Origin of the sequence: Roseateles oligotrophus, from assembly GCF_025717515.1 — a bacterium.
In the GTDB taxonomy this organism is placed as follows: domain Bacteria; phylum Pseudomonadota; class Gammaproteobacteria; order Burkholderiales; family Burkholderiaceae_C; genus Paucibacter_A; species Paucibacter_A oligotrophus.
In genome coordinates this window covers 40,040-55,932 of sequence record NZ_JAJIRN010000011.1, presented here as the reverse complement: position 1 = coordinate 55,932, position 15,893 = coordinate 40,040, and the positions used below count along the sequence as shown (strand labels likewise).

Below are 15,893 nucleotides of genomic sequence, written 5' to 3'. Positions count from 1 at the left end.
TCAGCTCGACAGCGCCGGCGTGGTGATCTCTCCGGGCGTGCCCTTGCGCGCAAACAGCGTGTACATGGTCGGCACAACAAAGATGGTCAGCAAGGTGCCCAAGCTCATGCCGCCCACGATCACCCAGCCGATTTGCTGCCGGCTCTCGGCGCCCGCACCACTGGCCAGCGCCAAAGGCAAGGCGCCCAACACCATCGCTCCGGTGGTCATCAGAATCGGCCGCAGGCGCAAGGCAGCCGCCTCGACCACCGCCTCGGTCACGCCTCGCCCCTGCTGACGTAACTGATTACTGAACTCGACAATCAAAATGCCATGCTTGGTAATCAGGCCGACCAAGGTGATCAAGCCGATCTGCGAATAGACGTTCAGCGTGCCGCCAGACCATTGCAAGGCGGCAAGAGCTCCGGCCATGGACAAGGGCACCGACAGCAGAATCACAAATGGATCTACAAAACTCTCGAACTGCGCCGCCAAGACCAGAAAAATGAACAGCAGCGCCAGCACAAACACCAAGCCGAGCGCGCCGCTGCTGGATTTGTACTCACGCGACACCCCGTTCAACTCGGTTGCATAGCCGACCGGCAAGACCTTGGTCGCCGCCTGATCCATGAAGGTCAGCGCTTCGCCCAAGGCATAGCCGGGCGCCAGATTGGCGGTGAAGGCGACCGAGCGACGCTGGTTGAAGTGATTCAATTCGCGCGGGCTGACCGCTTCATTGACCTTGATCAGGCTCGACAGCGGCACCATGGTGTCGCCCCGCCCGCGCACAAACAGGCGCTCGATCTGCTCGGGCGTGGCACGCCCCGCAGCCTCGGTCTGCACCAGCACATCGTATTGATCCGCGCCACGCTTGTAACGCGTTACCGCACGGCTGCCCAACATCGTCTCGACCGTGCGCGCCACCGCTTCCACCGACACACCCAGATCGGCCGCTCGCTCGCGGTCGATTTCCATGAACAACTCGGGCTTGTTCAAGCGCAAATCATTGTCCGGCTGGCTCAAACCCGGGTTCTTGCCCATCTCGGCCATCATCGCCTGCGTGACCTTGGCCAGATTGGCATAGCTGTCACTGGTGACCACGACAAAATTAACCGGCCTGGCGGTGAAACCCTGCCCCAGGCTGGCCGGCGTGGTCGGGAAGGCCTGCACACCGGGTAAATTGCTGACCTGCGGCAGCATCAAGCGGGCGATCTCCTGCGTGCTGCGCTTGCGTTCGGACCAATCAACGGTGCGCAAGATCGCCAGCCCCGAGGACACGCCGCCACCGCCGGAGAACAAGAAAGCCCGGTCAAACTCGGGATACTGCGCCGCGATGCGGTCGACCGCATCGAGATAGCGTGCGGTGAAGGTCAAGGTGGAACCGTCCGGGGCGCTGATCGGCATCACGATCACGCCGCGATCTTCCATCGGCGCCAACTCGGACTTCATGGTGTTGAATAAATACCAACTGCCGGCCCCCGAGGCGAGCATCACCAACACCACCAACCAGCGGGCTCGCAGGGCAAAGCGCAATGCGCGGGCATAGCTGGCGGAGATCCAAACCAAGATGCGCTCCATGCCACGGTCAAACCGACTCGGATTGGCGTTATGGCGCAGCAATTTGCTGCACATCATCGGCGTCAGCGTCAGCGCCACAAAGCCCGAGACCACCACGGCTCCGGCCAAGGTCAGGGCAAACTCAACGAACAGGCGGCCGGTGCGCCCGGGCGTGAAGGCCAGCGGGGCGAACACCGCCGCCAACGTCAGCGTCATCGCCAAGACCGCAAAAGCAATCTCCTTGGCCCCCTTCAAGGCCGCTTGAAAGGGCTCCAAGCCCTCCTCGATGTGGCGAAAGATATTCTCCAGCACCACGATCGCGTCATCGACCACCAAGCCAATCGCCAGCACCAGCGCCAGCAAGGTCAAGGTGTTGACGGTGAAGCCGGCGGCGGCCATCAGCGCGAAGGAGCCGATCAGGCTGATCGGAATCGTCACCAGCGGGATGATGGAGGCGCGCAAGGTGCGCAAGAACACAAACACCACCAGCGCCACCAAGACCACCGACTCGACGATGGTGGAGTAGACCGACTTGATCGAGCGGTCAATGAAGACAGAGTTGTCGTTCGCCGGCAGCACCTTGATGCTGGCCGGCAAATCGGCTTGCAGCTTGGGCATCATCTCGCGCACCGCCGCCGACACTTCCAGCGGGTTGGCGGTGGCCTGGCGAATCACGCCCAGCGAAACCGATAACACGCCGTTCAAGCGCACGCGCGAGCGCTCGCTGGAGGCCGCTTCTTCAATCCGCGCCACGTCCTTCAGACGCACGGCAAAGCCGCCGGTCTGCTTCAAGATCACTTCGGAAAATTCAGCCACCGTATTCAGATCGGTGCGCGCGGTGACGCTGAATTCACGCTGCTGACTTTCAATCCGACCGGCCGGCACTTCCAGGTTTTGCCGGCGCAGCGCGTCCTCGACATCCTGCACGGTCAGTTTGTAGGCCGCCAAGCGATCCGCATCAAGCCAGATGCGCATGCCGTATTTGCGGTCGCCGCCGGTCTGCACATCGGCCACACCGGGGATGGTCTGCAGGCGCGGCTTGACCACCCGGTTGACCAGATCGGTGATTTCCAGTGGGCTCAGGGTCTCGCTGGAGAAGGCGATCCAGATGGTCGGTTGCGCATCCGCCTCGACCTTGGCCACCACCGGTTCATCGGCCGCGTCGGGCAAACGACCGCGCACCCGCGCGACGCGGTCGCGCACATCGGCGGCGGCGTCATCGGGGTTCTTCTCCAGTTTGAAGCGGGCGGTGATCTGACTCGACTCGGTACGCGAACTCGACGTCAGCACCTCGATCCCATCAATGCCGGCGATCGAATCCTCCAGCGGCTTGGTGATCTGGCTTTCGATCACCTCGCTGGATGCGCCCACCAAGCGGGTGCTGACCGTCACGACCGGCTCATCGATGCGCGGATATTCACGCAGCGAGAGGCGCCCGAAGGCCACCACGCCGACGAGAATCAACAGCAGAGACATCACCGTCGCAAAGACCGGGCGGCGGATTGAAATTTCGGAGATTCGCATCCCGGGCCTCTCAGTGACTGGCCGCGCTGGCAGCACTCGCCGCATTCATTGCATTCACCGCTTCGCGAGAAATGCCCTGCTTGTCAACGTCAATAATCTTCAAGACCTGACCCTCACCCCGCATCAGCTTGGCTTGACCGGCGGTCACCACCCGGTCCCCTGCCTTCAGCCCCGACAAGATTTCGACCTTGCCGGGCAAGCGCAAACCCAGCTTGGCCTCGAAACGCTGCGCGGTCGCGGGCCCCGCGCCGTCCTCCTGCAGCTTGATGATGTATTGCTTGCCGCCCTGTGGCACCAAAGCCTCCTCGGGCACCAACAAGGCGTTCTGATGGACCGCCAAGAGCACACGCACGCGGGCGAACAGGCCCGAGCGCAACTCGGGCGTACCGGCCGGCAACTTGGCCCGAACCAAGAGCGAGCGACCATTGGCATCCAACTGGGTATCCAAGGCGGCAATCTGCGCCGTGAAGGCCCTCCCCGGCAGCGCATCGAGTTGGACCTCAAGCTGCTGACCTATTTTCAAGCGCGGCACGAAACGCTCGGGCAAGCGAAAGTCCAACCACATCATCGAGGTGTCTTCAATACTGACCAGATCACTGCCATCCTTGACGTAGTCGCCCACATTGACCATGCGGATGCCCATCACCCCGTCAAAAGGCGCACGCACCTGCATGCGAGCCAGTTGAGCTTGGCTCAGCGCCACTTGCGCCTCGGCCACTTGCAAGACCGACTGAGATTGATCGACCGCGCTGGGACTGACAAAACCTTGCGCCAACAACTCGTTATTTCGCTTCAGGCTGGAACGAGCAATGCTGGCCTGCGCCTGCGACTGCTGCAACTGCGCCGCTTGCAGACTGTCATCGAGTTGCACCAACAACTGGCCCTGACGCACGTTTTGTCCATCGGTGAAGCCGAGCTTGACGATGCGCCCACTGACCTCAGGTTTCAGCAGCGCCGACTGACGGGCCTTCAAGGTGCCGACCGTTTGCGCATCGTCGGGCAACAACACCGACTCCACATTGCCCACCTCCACCGGGGTTGGGCCACTTGGCGCGTTCGGCCCGGCCGCAGATTTGCCCCCGCCGTCTCCCGCCATCTTGCCGGCAGACTTGCTCTCAAGGCCGGCCGCCTGAGCGGGTCGATGTTGCCACCAATAAGCGGCGCCGCTCAAGCCAACAAGGGCCACTACAGCCACCAGGGTGTGAAATTTTTTAACAGTCATGCAGGTCTCCGAGGCGCACTCTAGCGGCAGTCCGTGGCAGGCGCCTGGCAAATGGCCAGGCAAATGGTCTGAAATACGCTTTGGATGCCATGAACGACGGCGGCCGTACGCAAAGCGCACAAACACAATCTGCCACGGCATCCAGAATCATTCAGCGCGAGCTCCCATTCACACCCCGATTGGCCAGCGCATCGGCGCGCTCATTGCCTGGGTCCCCGGCATGGCCCTTCACCCAACGCCATTCAACTTGATGCAGCTTGCGCAAAGCCTCCAAGCGCTGCCAGAGGTCGGCGTTCTTGACCGGCTTGTTGTCGGCCGTCTTCCAGCCACGTCGCTGCCAACCGCCAATCCACTCGGTCATGCCCTTGCGGACATATTCGCTGTCGGTGAACACGGTGACATCACAGGTCCGCTTCAGCGATGCCAGTGCCTCAATCACGGCGGTCAACTCCATGCGGTTATTGGTGGTGTTGGCTTCGCCGCCGAACAGCTCTTTCTCATGCCCGCCGGCACTCAGCCAAGCGCCCCATCCGCCTCGACCCGGGTTGCCCTTGCAAGCGCCGTCGGTATAGATGACGACGACCGGTTTGGCGATCTTCGGCGCGGGAGCGGCTGTAGAGGCGGAAGGAATAACTGCTTGATTCATGGACCTTGTTCTTTATGTTGTTGCACCGCGACCGCAGGTGCACTGCTACGCCTGGCGCTGCGACTGCGCTCAAGCCCGACCAGACGCATGCCATGCACGCGCTTGACCGCTTTGATGAAATAAACCGCCCCCAGCACCGGCCACCAGCGTGCGCCGATCGGTTCGACCCAATCCCAACGCGCCAGCCAAGCGGCGGAGCGAAGCGGTGGGCGATAACAGCCGAACTGCGCGGCCTCGACTTCGAAACTGAGCAAGCGCAGCCAATCGCGCAAACGCCAGTAACCGATGAATTCGCCATCCTGAGGCAGATAGGGCCGCGGCCGGCCGGGCAGCATCGAGGCGAGATTTTGCCTGAGTCCCCACAGGCTGGCCGGATTCAGCCCCAAGATCACCAAGCGCCCCTCCGGCCGCAAGACCCGCTCCACCTCACGCAGGGTTTGGTGCGGGTCGCGCGCCAACTCGAGCGCATGCGGCAAGACCACCAAATCCAGGCTGCCGCTTTCAAACGGCAGGCTATCAAAGTCGCAGTGCAGCGCCACGCCGGGTGCGGACAGGGCAACTACCGGCCGCTGCTGAGCGTGCGACTCGAAGTGCGACTCAGGGCGAGGCAATGCCAACCAGCGATGCGGCATGCGGTTGCTGCGCAGCCCCGGCAGTTCGGGCAAACCAAGCTGCAGCGCATGAAAGCCGAACAGATCCACCACCGCCGCATCCATCTGCGCTTGCTCCCATGCCAGCAAATAGCGCCCGGGCGGGGTTTGCAGCCAGGCGGCCAACTCTATAATCGCAGCTTCACCGGCCATGGACATAAAAGAGTGAAAACAGGTATGGGTTTGACTGCATGAAACTTGAGGCCATCGCTGCCTTTGCAGACAACTACATCTGGATGCTTCACGATGGGGCCGAAGCCCTCGTGGTCGATCCGGGTGACGCTATCCCGGTACTCGACGCCTTGGCGGCGCGCTCGCTGCGTCTTGCTGGCATTCTAGTGACGCATCACCACGCCGACCATGTCGGCGGCCTGACAGCATTGCTGCCGCACCTGAGTGGTCCCGTATTTGGCCCGGCGCGCGAGAAGATGCCGATTCCCATAACGCCCTGCCAGCATGGCGACAAGATCAGCGTGGCGGGCCTGCAATTCAAGGTCTTGGACGTACCCGGCCATACCGCCGGGCATATCGCTTTTTACGCCGAGCAGCCAAGCGACCTTGGCTCCCCTTTGCTGTTCTGCGGTGACACCTTGTTTTCAGGCGGCTGCGGGCGCTTGTTCGAGGGCACGCCGGAGCAGTTGTTCGCCTCGCTGCAAACGCTTGCCGAGCTGCCCGGCGCGACCCGCATCTGCTGCACCCACGAATACACCTTGGCCAACCTGCGTTTCGCACGCACGGTCGAACCGGACAACGCCGAACTGGCGGCCTATCAACAATGGTGCGAAGAACGTCGCCGCCAGAACTTGCCCACCCTGCCCTCCAAGCTGGCCTTGGAGTTGCAAATCAACCCCTTTTTGCGTTGTAGCGAGCCGGCCGTCATAGCGGCCGCTCAAAGCCATGCGGCCGCAAGCCAGGTCAATGACCCGGTCGCGGTGTTCACGCATCTGCGCCAATGGAAGAACGATTACCGATGATAAAAACCAAGCTACAGGCGCCGCTCAAGCGCCTGCTCCCAAAGACGCTGGCATTGCTCGTCGCCGGCCTGCTCGGCGCCTGCGCCAGCACCACACCGCAACAAGACCTGACCCCTGGCAGTGCTCGCAACGCCTTGCCACGCAATTGGAGCCCGGTCCCCAACGCCGACGCCGGCCTGAGCGCAGCGCAGCCCAAGGTGGTCGCCGATGCAGCCGATATCGCCCACCCATTGCTGGAAGACAGCCTTCAGCCCGGTGTTGCCATCGACCTGAATGAAGCCCGCGCCTCGGCCGATTTGTGGGTGCGCCTGCGCAACGGTTTCGCCATGCCAGAGCTCGACAACAACGGCGTGCGCCGGGCCGAGATCTGGTACAGCAGCCGGCCCGACTATGTTCAGCGCATGACCGACCGTGGCGGGCGCTATCTGTTCCACGTCATCGAAGAGGTCGAAAAGCGCGGCATGCCGACCGAATTGGCGCTGCTGCCCTTTGTCGAGAGCGCGTTCAACCCGCAGGCCATGTCGAACGCCAAGGCCTCCGGCATGTGGCAGTTCGTGCCGGCAACCGGGCGCGATTTCGCCCTCAAACAAAACATCTTCCGGGATGACCGACGCGATGTGCTGGCCTCCACCCGTGCCGCACTCGACTATCTTGGGCGTCTGCACAAGATGTTCGGGGGCGACTGGCAACTCGCCTTGGCCGCCTACAACTGGGGCCAGGGCAATGTGCAAAAGGCCATCACGCGCAATCAAAAAGCCGGCCTGCCGACCGATTACGACAACCTGAAGATGCCGGACGAAACGCGCTACTACCTGCCCAAGTTGCAGGCGGTCAAGAACATCGTGCTGGCACCGCAGAAATTCGGGCTTAGCTTGCCGGCGATGTCCAACCATCCCTATTTTCTCAGTGTCATTCTGGACCGCGACATCGATGTGGATCTGGCAGCGCGGCTTGCCGGCATGAAGGTCGATGAGTTCAAGCAATTCAATCCGCAAATGAACAAGCCGGTAATGCTGGCCGCGGGCACCAACCAGATGCTGCTGCCCTACGACAACGCCAAGGCCTTCGCCGAAGGCTTGGCGGCGCACAGCGGTCCTTTGGCCAGCTGGACCGCATGGACCGTCACACAGACGATGAGCCCGGCCGCTGCGGCCAAGCAAATCGGCATGAATGAGGCGCTGCTGCGCGAGATCAATATGATTCCGCCGCGCATGCTGGTCAAGCAGGGCTCGACCTTGCTGGTGCCAAGAGCCGCGCATCGCATCGAGGATGTGTCCGAGCATATGGCCGAGAACGCCTCGATCAATCTGGCCCCCGATACGCCGGCCCTGCGCCGCGTCAGCTACAAGGCCGGCAAGGCCGAGACGGTGGAGAGCATGGCGAGCCGCTACCGCGTTAGCCCAGCGCAGGTGGCCGAATGGAACAAGGTCGGCGTAAAAGCCAGCTTCAACCCCGGCCAGTCGGTGGTGATGTATACCCCGTTCGCATCAAAACGGGTGGCCATGGCCAAGCCGAACGCCGCCGTCAAACCGGCAAATGCCGCCAAAGCGCCAAGCCCAGGCAAGGTCGGCAACAAGCCAATGGGTGGACGCACGGTTGCGGCAAAGTTCAACGGCGGAATCTTGCCAAGCGGGCTGGCGGCCCGTCAAATGAGCAAAAAATAATTAGCTGGCTTTTTAGGTCGATCAGCGGGCGCTGAAAAATAGTGCCACGCTGCAGACGACGCCGACAAACCATATGGCCGAGCGAAGTGAAGCCAGGTCGGCCATATAGGCGGCGATATAGGCCACGCGGGCGGCGATAAAACCCAGCGCCAGGGCATCAACCAAGCCTTGCGGCGCATTCATTTGCTGCGCCACCAAAACGCCCGCAATGAACAACGGCAAGGCCTCAAAACTGTTTGCTTGAGCGGCATTGGCGCGCGCCTTGCGGCCGCTCAATTGCGCCAACCAGGCACGTGGGTTGTGATTGTCATAACCCCCCTCACGGCGCGGGCGCCCGAAGCTGCCCGACTTGGCCAGCCCGGCACAAACAATCGGCAAGGCGCAGGCCGCCAGAATGCAGTAGTTGGCAATCGTCATCGGTAATCCTCAAGCATGTAAGGGGTAAACGGCCTAGCGACGCCTTAGCGCCGATCGACCAAGGCATGGGCGATGGTGCCCAAATCGACATATTCCAACTCGCTGCCGACCGGCACGCCGCGCGCCAAGCGAGTGGCTCGAATGCCGCGCGAGCGCAGCGCCTCACTCAGCACATGGGCAGTGGCCTCGCCCTCGGCCGTGAAGCTGCTGGCGAGAATCACCTCCGCCACACCGGTCTCGGCGGCGCGCAGGAGCAACTCGGCCGCACCGATCTGAGCCACACCGACGCCGTCGAGCGGACTGACCCGCCCGAGCAACACGAAGTAGTAGCCGCGATAGGAATTGGTGCGCTCTAACGCGGCCTGATCGGCCGGTGACTCAACCACGCAGAGCAGCGCCGGATCGCGGCTGACATCCGCGCAGATGCTGCAGATCTCCGTCTCGCTGAAGGTGTGGCAGCGCCTGCAATGCCCGATCTGCTCGGCCGCCGCACGCAGGGCCAGAGACAAACGAGCGGCGCCATCCCGATCATGCTGCAAGAGGTGATAGGCCATGCGCTGGGCCGACTTCTGGCCCACGCCCGGCAGGCGTTTGAGCGCCTCAATCAAGGTTTCGAGTGCAGTCACCAATTAAGACGGGCTTAAAACGGGAACTTCATGCCGGGCGGCATGGGCATGCCGGCGGTCAGCTTGCCCATCTTTTGCGAGCTGACTTCTTCGGCGCGGCGCACTGCGTCGTTGAAGGCGGCGGCGACCAGATCTTCCAGCATGTCTTTGTCATCGGCCAGCAGGCTGGGATCGATAGTGACGCGCTTGACATCGTTCTTGCAAGTCATCACGACCTTGACCAAGCCGGCACCGGATTGCCCCTCAACCTCGACCAGCGCAAGTTCGTCCTGCGCCTTCTTCATATTGTCTTGCATCGCCTGAGCTTGTTTCATCAGACCTGCGAGTTGACCCTTCATCATCTTCGTACTCCTTTGGTTTCTTGAAATTTCAATGGGACCGGATCGAACCGGGCACGATGCGAGCTGTTTTGAACTGAGCCAGCAATTGCTGCGCCAGCGGGTCTTGGACCACGATCTGTTCGACCGCTCGCTGACGAGCCTGCACTTGGGCGGCGTCGCGTAGAGCGGGCGAATCATGTGCCACACCGGCCTCCAACTCGATCAACACCGGCCGCTCCAAATGAGCCGACAGCGCGGCCTGCAATTTATCCTTGAGGGCCGGCTGGCGCAGCGACTCACGCTCAACACGCAAACGCCACAACAGCGTGTCGCCCTGTTCTTCGACGGCGACGCATTCCGACCTGACCGCCAATTCCCGCGTCAAAGCAAGCAAACCCATGGGGCGAATCTGCTCATGCCAGCGCTCACCCAAGGCCGTCGGCCGCAAAGCGACATCGACACCCGAGGTCGAGGCATAAGCTTGGCGCTCGGCGGAGCCCGCGCCGCCCTGCCATTCGCCCTGCTCGTCCGAACCGTCAACGGCATCGAAGCCTTGGTCTTGCGAACCCCCGCCCTCATCGTCAGCGGGCGGCGCGTCCATCCAGGGCGGCACTTCATCATTCGCGGATGCCGCCGCCTCTGCCATCCTGCCCGAGGCGACTTTCGGCGCAGGCTCAGGCCTGGGCTCAAGCGCGCGTGGGCGCAAGCGAGCGCTATGCCCACCGGCCGACTCGCGCGCCGACAACGCTGTTGCCACCACGGGCGCGGGGATGGCGCTTGGCGCCGCAGGCTCAGCGGCCAGTTGGGGCACAACCTGAGCTGGCTCTTGAGCCAATTGAGGCGCCGGCTCAGGGGCCGGCTCTTTCGCCAGATTCTGCATAGGCGCCGGCCTGATCGGCTGAGGTGCCCGCACCGTAGCTTGTGCAACTTGAGGCCGCAGCAAAGGCGCGCTGGACGCAGCGGCCTGCGGCCGGGGCTTGACGGGCTGAGTGCCGCTCAAGCCCTGCGGCCTGAAGCTCAACATGCGCAACAAGACCATCAACAGCCCTGCATACTCATCCGGTGCCAACGCCAGCTCCTGCCGGCCATGCAAGGCCATGCTGTACATCAGCTGGATTTCATCCGCCGGCAGCAGCGTCGCCAAGCGCTCGGCTTCGGCGGTATCCGGATCCTGATCATCCAGAGCACCCGGCGCAGCTTGCGCGACCGCCATTTGCTGCAAGAGGCCGGCCAAATCTTCCAGCGTGCCGGCCGCCGACAGCCCGAGGCTGCGCAAACCATCGGCCTGCGCCACCACATCGGCACCACTGGCCGCGATCAAAGCATCAAGAATCGCCACCACATGGCCGCGATCGACCGTGCCCAGCATCTGCCTCACACCGTCTTCGACCAGACTGCCGGCGCCAAAGGCGATCGCCTGATCGGTCAGCGACAGCGCATCGCGCATCGAGCCGCGCGCGGACCGACTCAATAGGCGCAAGGCCCCAGCGTCGACCGGCACGTTCTCGGCCTGCAACACTTGGCGCAGATGCGACAACACCGTTTGCGGCGCCATCGGCCGCAAGTTGAACTGCAAACAACGCGACAGCACGGTGACCGGCACCTTCTGAGGGTCGGTGGTCGCCAGCACGAACTTCAAATAATCCGGTGGCTCCTCCAGCGTCTTCAGCATCGCATTGAAGGCGGTGTTCGAGAGCATATGGACTTCGTCGATCATGTAGACCTTGAAGCGGCCCATCACCGGCTTGTAGACCGACTGATCCAGCAGTTGCGAGATTTCCTCGACACCGCGATTGGAGGCCGCGTCGAGCTCGATGTAATCAACAAAGCGACCCGCATCGATGTCGCGGCAGGCATCGCAAACGCCGCAAGGCGTGGCCGTGATGCCGCCTTGCCCGTCGGCGCCAGTGCAATTGAGGCTTTTTGCCAGAATGCGCGAGACCGTTGTCTTGCCGACGCCGCGCGTTCCGGTGAACAAATACGCATGGTGCAGCCGCTGCTGCGTCAGTGCATTGGCCAAGGCCTGCACCACATGCTCCTGACCCACCAGCTCTTCAAAACTGTGGGGGCGATATTTGCGGGCAAGGACCTGGTAGCTCATGGGCGTGGATTCTACGGTCCTCTCGACAAGCCCGTTGGCGAACCAGGCTCAGCAACCGCTTGGGAACTATCAGCAACAAGGCCGCGGCGACAAGCGCAGACTGACCGATAATCCCGCCCCATGAGCACGCATGAAGCCCCATCCTCCGCCGACACCCTTAGCTACAGCCAAGCCGGTGTCAATTACGACTTGATCGATCCCTTGAAGATCAGCGCCCAGCGCGCGGCCGCCGCCACCGGCGCCCACCTCGGCGCCCATGGATTCACCGAAGTACTGGCCTCGCGCGGCGAGTCGGCCTATGTGGTCGATGTCGGTCCCTTCTACATCGCCTCCATCGTCGAATGCCTGGGCACCAAGACCCTGGTCGCCGACGAAATGCGCGAGCTGACCGGCAAGAGCTATTACGACAGCATCGCGCAAGACACCATCGCGATGGCGGTCAATGACCTGATCACCGTCGGCGCCACGCCGCTGGTCGTGCAAGCCTACTGGGCCGCCGGCGGCTCGGACTGGTTTGCCGACAAGCAGCGCGCCCAAAGCCTGGTCGAAGGCTGGAAGCGCGCCTGCGACACCTGCCAGGTGGCCTGGGGCGGCGGCGAGACCCCGGCCTTGGCCGGCATCGTTGAAGCCGGTCGTATCGATCTCGCGGCCTCTTGCACCGGCCTGATCAACCCGAAAGAGCGGCTGTCGGTCGGTGACAAGCTGGGCGCCGGCGACGCCATCGTCCTGCTGGCCTCCAGCGGCATCCATGCCAACGGCCTGAGCCTGGCGCGCAAGTTGGTCGAGCGCCTGCCGCAAGGCTATTTGACCGAGATCACCCCCGGCCTGACTTACGGCGACGCGCTGCTGGCACCGACCACGCTGTATTCGCCGGTCACCGAGGCGCTGTTCAAGGCCGGCATCCTGCCGCATTACTGCGCCAATATCACCGGTCACGGCTGGCGCAAGCTGCTGCGCCACCAGGCCCAGTTCACCTACCGCATTCACAGCGTGCCACCCGTCACGCCGGTGCTGCGCTTCATGCAGGAGCAGGCCAAGCAAGACGACCGCGAAGCTTATTCCACCCTCAATATGGGTGCCGGCTTTGCAATCTTTGTGAAGGCCGAAGATGCGGCTCGCACGGTCGAGGTCGCCAAGGCCTGTGGCATCGACGCGATGATTGCGGGCCAACTCGAAGAAGGCCCGAAGCAGTTGCTGATCGAGCCGCTGAACATACGCTTTAGCGACGACGATTTGCAGCTGCGCTGAGCCAGTTTTACCAAGCATTTTGGGGCGAATTTCCAACAGCGAGCCAGGGCAAGTCGGGGCTTCGTTTACAATCCGCTTTGACGGGCCTCCTCGCATGGAAGCGCGGCCAACCGGGTCAGGTCGGGAACGAAGCAGCCCTAACCGTTGTGACCAGTGCCGGGGTAAGGCTCGTCAACCCCACTTCAAGATTTAAACAATCAAACCTGCATTCAGCAGGTTTTTGTTTTTTGCGCGCGACGCTCTGGACAACTCCCAGCCCTCCCCGTCCCTCAGATTTAGTTGGCGCCGGACGCGCGTCCATCCAATCGATCAGAGACACCGACTGGAGTAGCGGGAAGCTGCCCCGCACACGGTGGGTACGGTCCTGTGACAAGGCATTGCCGAACTGCATTACGGCCTAATCCCGCTTGAAAAGCCCCATGGATTGAACCGAAATGACGCGAGGACTGGCCCGTTGCCGATCCAAAGCATCTCAAACCACTGATGACATTGAAGATGCGGGTAAACAGGGCATACATATCAGCCCCTAGAAGCATCAATCAAACAAGCCCACCAGCGATAGCATCATGGCTTTGTGTCAAAATCATTCGGCACCCATACCAGCCACGAAAGCGCAACGCCGGCAACACAAACCGGCTAGCCCAAGGACAATTCATGAGCAGCGACCTGATCAAACATATTTCCGATGCATCTTTTGACGCCGACGTGATCCAAGCCGGCAAGCCCGTGCTGGTTGATTACTGGGCCGAATGGTGCGGCCCTTGCAAGGCGATCGCCCCGATCTTGGATGAAGTCTCCAAGGACTATGGCGACCGGCTTCAAGTCACCAAGATGAACGTCGACGAAAACCGCGATGTGCCAGCAAAGTTCGGCATTCGCGGCATCCCTACCTTGATGCTTTTCAAGGACGGTCAGTTGGCCGCAACGAAAGTTGGCGCTTTGTCAAAAGCTCAGTTGACGGCCTTCCTCGACGCTAATCTATAATCAAACTCAGCTTGCTGTTGAAGGCCTGGGTTCTACCGAACTTTCGGCCCTCAACGACAGCCAATTGCCAACACGCTCTTGTCATTTCGATGATTCTGAAGCGTGGACTCGGCGCCCAAGCTCCCGCATTCTTATCTGCTCAGCGACACCGCCCGCCACGCTTGTGGCATCAGCGGTTTTGCAACGCATCAGCGGTCGACTGGCTGCCGCAGTATTTGTCCCGGTCCTTGGCAGGACCTTTGACGACCTACCGGGTTCTCACCCATGCATCTTTCCGAACTGAAAGCGCTTCACGTCTCCGAGCTCATCAAGATGGGCGAGGCGCTGGAGATCGACAACGTCGCCCGCATGCGCAAGCAGGAGTTGATGTTTGCGATCATGAAAAAGCGCGCCAAAGGTGGCGAACAAGTGTTCGGCGACGGCGTTTTGGAGGTCCTGCCGGACGGCTTCGGCTTTCTGCGCTCGATCGACGACAGCTATATGGCATCCACCGATGACATCTATCTGAGCCCGAGCCAGATCCGCCGCTTCAACCTCCATACCGGCGACATGATCGAAGGTGAAGTGCGCGTCCCCAAAGACGGTGAGCGCTACTTTGCCCTGGTCAAGGTTGACCGCGTCAATGAACTGACGCCCGAGGAGAGCAAGCACAAGATCATGTTCGAGAACTTGACGCCCCTGTTCCCCAGGGAGCAGTTCAAGCTCGAGCGCGACAACTTCAAGGGCGAAGAAAACGTCACCGGCCGGATCATTGACCTGATCGCGCCGATCGGCAAGGGTCAGCGCGCGCTGATCGTCGCCCAGCCCAAGACCGGCAAGACCGAGATGATGAAGAGCATCGCGCATGCGCTGGTGGCTAATCATCCCGAGTCCCACCTGATCGTGCTGCTGGTGGACGAGCGCCCCGAAGAAGTGACCGAGATGATCCGCACCGTACGCGGTGAAGTGATCAGCTCGACCTTCGACGAGCCGGCCGCCCGCCATGTGCAGGTCGCCGAAATGGTGATCGAGCGCGCCAAGCGCCTGGTCGAACTGAAGAAGGACGTGATCATCCTGCTGGACTCGATCACTCGCCTTGCCCGCGCCTACAACAACGTCTTGCCCTCATCCGGCAAGGTGTTGACGGGTGGCGTGGACGCCAACGCCTTGCAGCGCCCCAAGCGCTTCTTTGGCGCGGCCCGCAAGGTCGAAGAAGGTGGCTCGCTGACCATCATCGGCACGGCGCTGATCGATACGGGCAGTCGCATGGACGAAGTGATTTATGAAGAGTTCAAGGGCACCGGCAACTGCGAAATCCATCTGGATCGCCGCATGGCCGAAAAGCGCGTCTACCCTTCGATCCTGATCAACAAGTCCGGCACCCGCCGCGAAGAGCTGCTGCTCAAGCCCGAGATCCTGCAAAAGAGCTGGATCTTGCGCAAGCTGCTCTACAACATGGACGAGATCGAGGCGATGGAGTTCGTGCTCGACAAGATGAAATCGACCAAGAACAACTTGGACTTCTTCGACATGATGCGTCGGGGCGGTTAAGTCGCCAAAGGTTGATTTCAACGGTGCCGCTGACGGGCACCCACTGAGCGCCTCGCTTGCAGGGGCACTCAAATACAGGCTATAATCCGCGTTTTGCCGCTGTCGAAAAGTGCGCCACATGGTGTGGCGAGGCTGTAGATACGTCAGCGCATCGAGAATTCGCAATCGAGCGAGAGGTTCATCATGAAAGACGGCATTCACCCTAACTACCGCGAAGTTTGCTTCGTGGATCAGTCCAACGGCTTCAAGTTCGTTACCCGCTCAACCATGGGCAGCAAAGAGTCCATCAAGATGGAAGACGGCCGCGAAATGCCGCTGATCAAGTTGGAAACCACCAGCGAAACTCACCCGTTCTACACGGGCACCCAGAAGAGCATTGACTCGCTGGGCGGTCGCGTTGAGAAGTTCCGCAACAAGTTCGCGGGCTTCAGCACCAAGAAGTAAGCCTTTC

14 protein-coding genes and 1 other RNA gene are annotated in these 15,893 nt (G+C 61.7%); 7 read left to right on the top strand and 8 right to left on the bottom strand.

Going from position 1 to position 15,893, the window contains the following annotated elements; genetic code table 11:
• The 4 genes from LNV07_RS22415 to LNV07_RS22400 form a co-directional block, all read right to left on the bottom strand.
• Positions 1-3,060: an efflux RND transporter permease subunit gene (locus tag LNV07_RS22415; RefSeq protein WP_263573423.1), complete on the bottom strand. Its 3,060-nt coding sequence runs from the start codon at positions 3,058-3,060 to the stop codon at positions 1-3.
• A gap of 10 nt (positions 3,061-3,070) precedes the next feature.
• Entirely contained in the window at positions 3,071-4,282 is a 1,212-nt protein-coding gene (locus LNV07_RS22410) for an efflux RND transporter periplasmic adaptor subunit (RefSeq protein WP_263573422.1), read from the bottom strand.
• A gap of 151 nt (positions 4,283-4,433) precedes the next feature.
• A complete protein-coding gene (rnhA, locus tag LNV07_RS22405; protein ID WP_263573421.1) occupies positions 4,434-4,928 on the bottom strand; it encodes a ribonuclease HI in 495 nt (164 codons plus the stop codon).
• A complete protein-coding gene (locus tag LNV07_RS22400; protein ID WP_263573420.1) occupies positions 4,925-5,731 on the bottom strand; it encodes a class I SAM-dependent methyltransferase in 807 nt (268 codons plus the stop codon). The genes rnhA and LNV07_RS22400 overlap by 4 nt, the downstream gene beginning before the upstream one ends.
• A 38-nt stretch (positions 5,732-5,769) precedes the next feature.
• On the opposite strand from LNV07_RS22400, the gene gloB reads away from it, so the two are divergent.
• Complete coding sequence (gene gloB, locus LNV07_RS22395) at positions 5,770-6,552, top strand: hydroxyacylglutathione hydrolase (protein WP_263573419.1); 783 nt, start codon at positions 5,770-5,772, stop codon at positions 6,550-6,552.
• Positions 6,549-8,216, top strand: coding sequence for a transglycosylase SLT domain-containing protein (locus LNV07_RS22390; protein WP_263573418.1), 1,668 nt, complete (start codon positions 6,549-6,551; stop codon positions 8,214-8,216). The genes gloB and LNV07_RS22390 overlap by 4 nt, the downstream gene beginning before the upstream one ends.
• A gap of 21 nt (positions 8,217-8,237) precedes the next feature.
• Here LNV07_RS22390 and LNV07_RS22385 read toward each other — a convergent pair whose 3' ends face one another.
• The 4 genes from LNV07_RS22385 to dnaX are packed head-to-tail and all read right to left on the bottom strand — an operon-like array spanning position 8,238 to position 11,680.
• Positions 8,238-8,633 carry an MAPEG family protein gene (locus LNV07_RS22385; RefSeq protein ID WP_263573417.1) on the bottom strand — a complete coding sequence of 132 codons (396 nt, stop codon included), beginning with the start codon at positions 8,631-8,633 and terminating at the stop codon, positions 8,238-8,240.
• Positions 8,634-8,677: 44 nt separating this feature from the next.
• A complete protein-coding gene (recR, locus tag LNV07_RS22380) occupies positions 8,678-9,262 on the bottom strand; it encodes a recombination mediator RecR (protein ID WP_263573416.1) in 585 nt (194 codons plus the stop codon).
• Between the two features lie 11 nt (positions 9,263-9,273).
• Complete coding sequence (locus tag LNV07_RS22375; RefSeq protein ID WP_263557335.1) at positions 9,274-9,600, bottom strand: YbaB/EbfC family nucleoid-associated protein; 327 nt, start codon at positions 9,598-9,600, stop codon at positions 9,274-9,276.
• A 28-nt stretch (positions 9,601-9,628) separates the two neighbouring features.
• A complete protein-coding gene (dnaX, locus tag LNV07_RS22370; protein ID WP_263573415.1) occupies positions 9,629-11,680 on the bottom strand; it encodes a DNA polymerase III subunit gamma/tau in 2,052 nt (683 codons plus the stop codon).
• A gap of 120 nt (positions 11,681-11,800) precedes the next feature.
• Here dnaX and LNV07_RS22365 point away from each other — a divergent pair, with 120 nt between their 5' ends.
• The 5 genes from LNV07_RS22365 (at position 11,801) to LNV07_RS22345 (ending at position 15,886) form a co-directional block, all read left to right on the top strand.
• Positions 11,801-12,928, top strand: a complete 1,128-nt coding sequence (locus tag LNV07_RS22365) for an AIR synthase-related protein (protein ID WP_263573414.1) — start codon at positions 11,801-11,803, stop codon at positions 12,926-12,928.
• 79 nt (positions 12,929-13,007) lie between these two features.
• Positions 13,008-13,104: signal recognition particle sRNA small type (gene ffs / locus LNV07_RS22360), an RNA gene on the top strand.
• Between the two features lie 478 nt (positions 13,105-13,582).
• Positions 13,583-13,912: a thioredoxin TrxA gene (trxA, locus tag LNV07_RS22355; protein ID WP_263535372.1), complete on the top strand. Its 330-nt coding sequence runs from the start codon at positions 13,583-13,585 to the stop codon at positions 13,910-13,912.
• A 264-nt stretch (positions 13,913-14,176) separates the two neighbouring features.
• Positions 14,177-15,442, top strand: a complete 1,266-nt coding sequence (rho, locus tag LNV07_RS22350) for a transcription termination factor Rho (protein ID WP_263535371.1) — start codon at positions 14,177-14,179, stop codon at positions 15,440-15,442.
• A 183-nt stretch (positions 15,443-15,625) separates the two neighbouring features.
• Complete coding sequence (locus LNV07_RS22345; protein ID WP_263573413.1) at positions 15,626-15,886, top strand: type B 50S ribosomal protein L31; 261 nt, start codon at positions 15,626-15,628, stop codon at positions 15,884-15,886.
• Positions 15,887-15,893 lie beyond the last annotated feature (7 nt).

Bases quoted from the DNA above. Each gene is read 5' to 3' on its own strand.
- rnhA (WP_263573421.1), bottom strand. From the start codon at position 4,928: ATGAATCAAGCAGTTATTCCTTCCGCCTCTACAGCCGCTCCCGCGCCG.
- LNV07_RS22365 (WP_263573414.1), top strand. From the start codon at position 11,801: ATGAGCACGCATGAAGCCCCATCCTCCGCCGACACCCTTAGCTACAGC.
- trxA (WP_263535372.1), top strand. From the start codon at position 13,583: ATGAGCAGCGACCTGATCAAACATATTTCCGATGCATCTTTTGACGCC.
- dnaX (WP_263573415.1), bottom strand. From the start codon at position 11,680: ATGAGCTACCAGGTCCTTGCCCGCAAATATCGCCCCCACAGTTTTGAA.
- gloB (WP_263573419.1), top strand. From the start codon at position 5,770: ATGAAACTTGAGGCCATCGCTGCCTTTGCAGACAACTACATCTGGATG.
- LNV07_RS22415 (WP_263573423.1), bottom strand. From the start codon at position 3,060: ATGCGAATCTCCGAAATTTCAATCCGCCGCCCGGTCTTTGCGACGGTG.
- LNV07_RS22385 (WP_263573417.1), bottom strand. From the start codon at position 8,633: ATGACGATTGCCAACTACTGCATTCTGGCGGCCTGCGCCTTGCCGATT.
- LNV07_RS22375 (WP_263557335.1), bottom strand. From the start codon at position 9,600: ATGATGAAGGGTCAACTCGCAGGTCTGATGAAACAAGCTCAGGCGATG.
- LNV07_RS22400 (WP_263573420.1), bottom strand. From the start codon at position 5,731: ATGGCCGGTGAAGCTGCGATTATAGAGTTGGCCGCCTGGCTGCAAACC.
- LNV07_RS22345 (WP_263573413.1), top strand. From the start codon at position 15,626: ATGAAAGACGGCATTCACCCTAACTACCGCGAAGTTTGCTTCGTGGAT.
- LNV07_RS22410 (WP_263573422.1), bottom strand. From the start codon at position 4,282: ATGACTGTTAAAAAATTTCACACCCTGGTGGCTGTAGTGGCCCTTGTT.
- LNV07_RS22390 (WP_263573418.1), top strand. From the start codon at position 6,549: ATGATAAAAACCAAGCTACAGGCGCCGCTCAAGCGCCTGCTCCCAAAG.
- rho (WP_263535371.1), top strand. From the start codon at position 14,177: ATGCATCTTTCCGAACTGAAAGCGCTTCACGTCTCCGAGCTCATCAAG.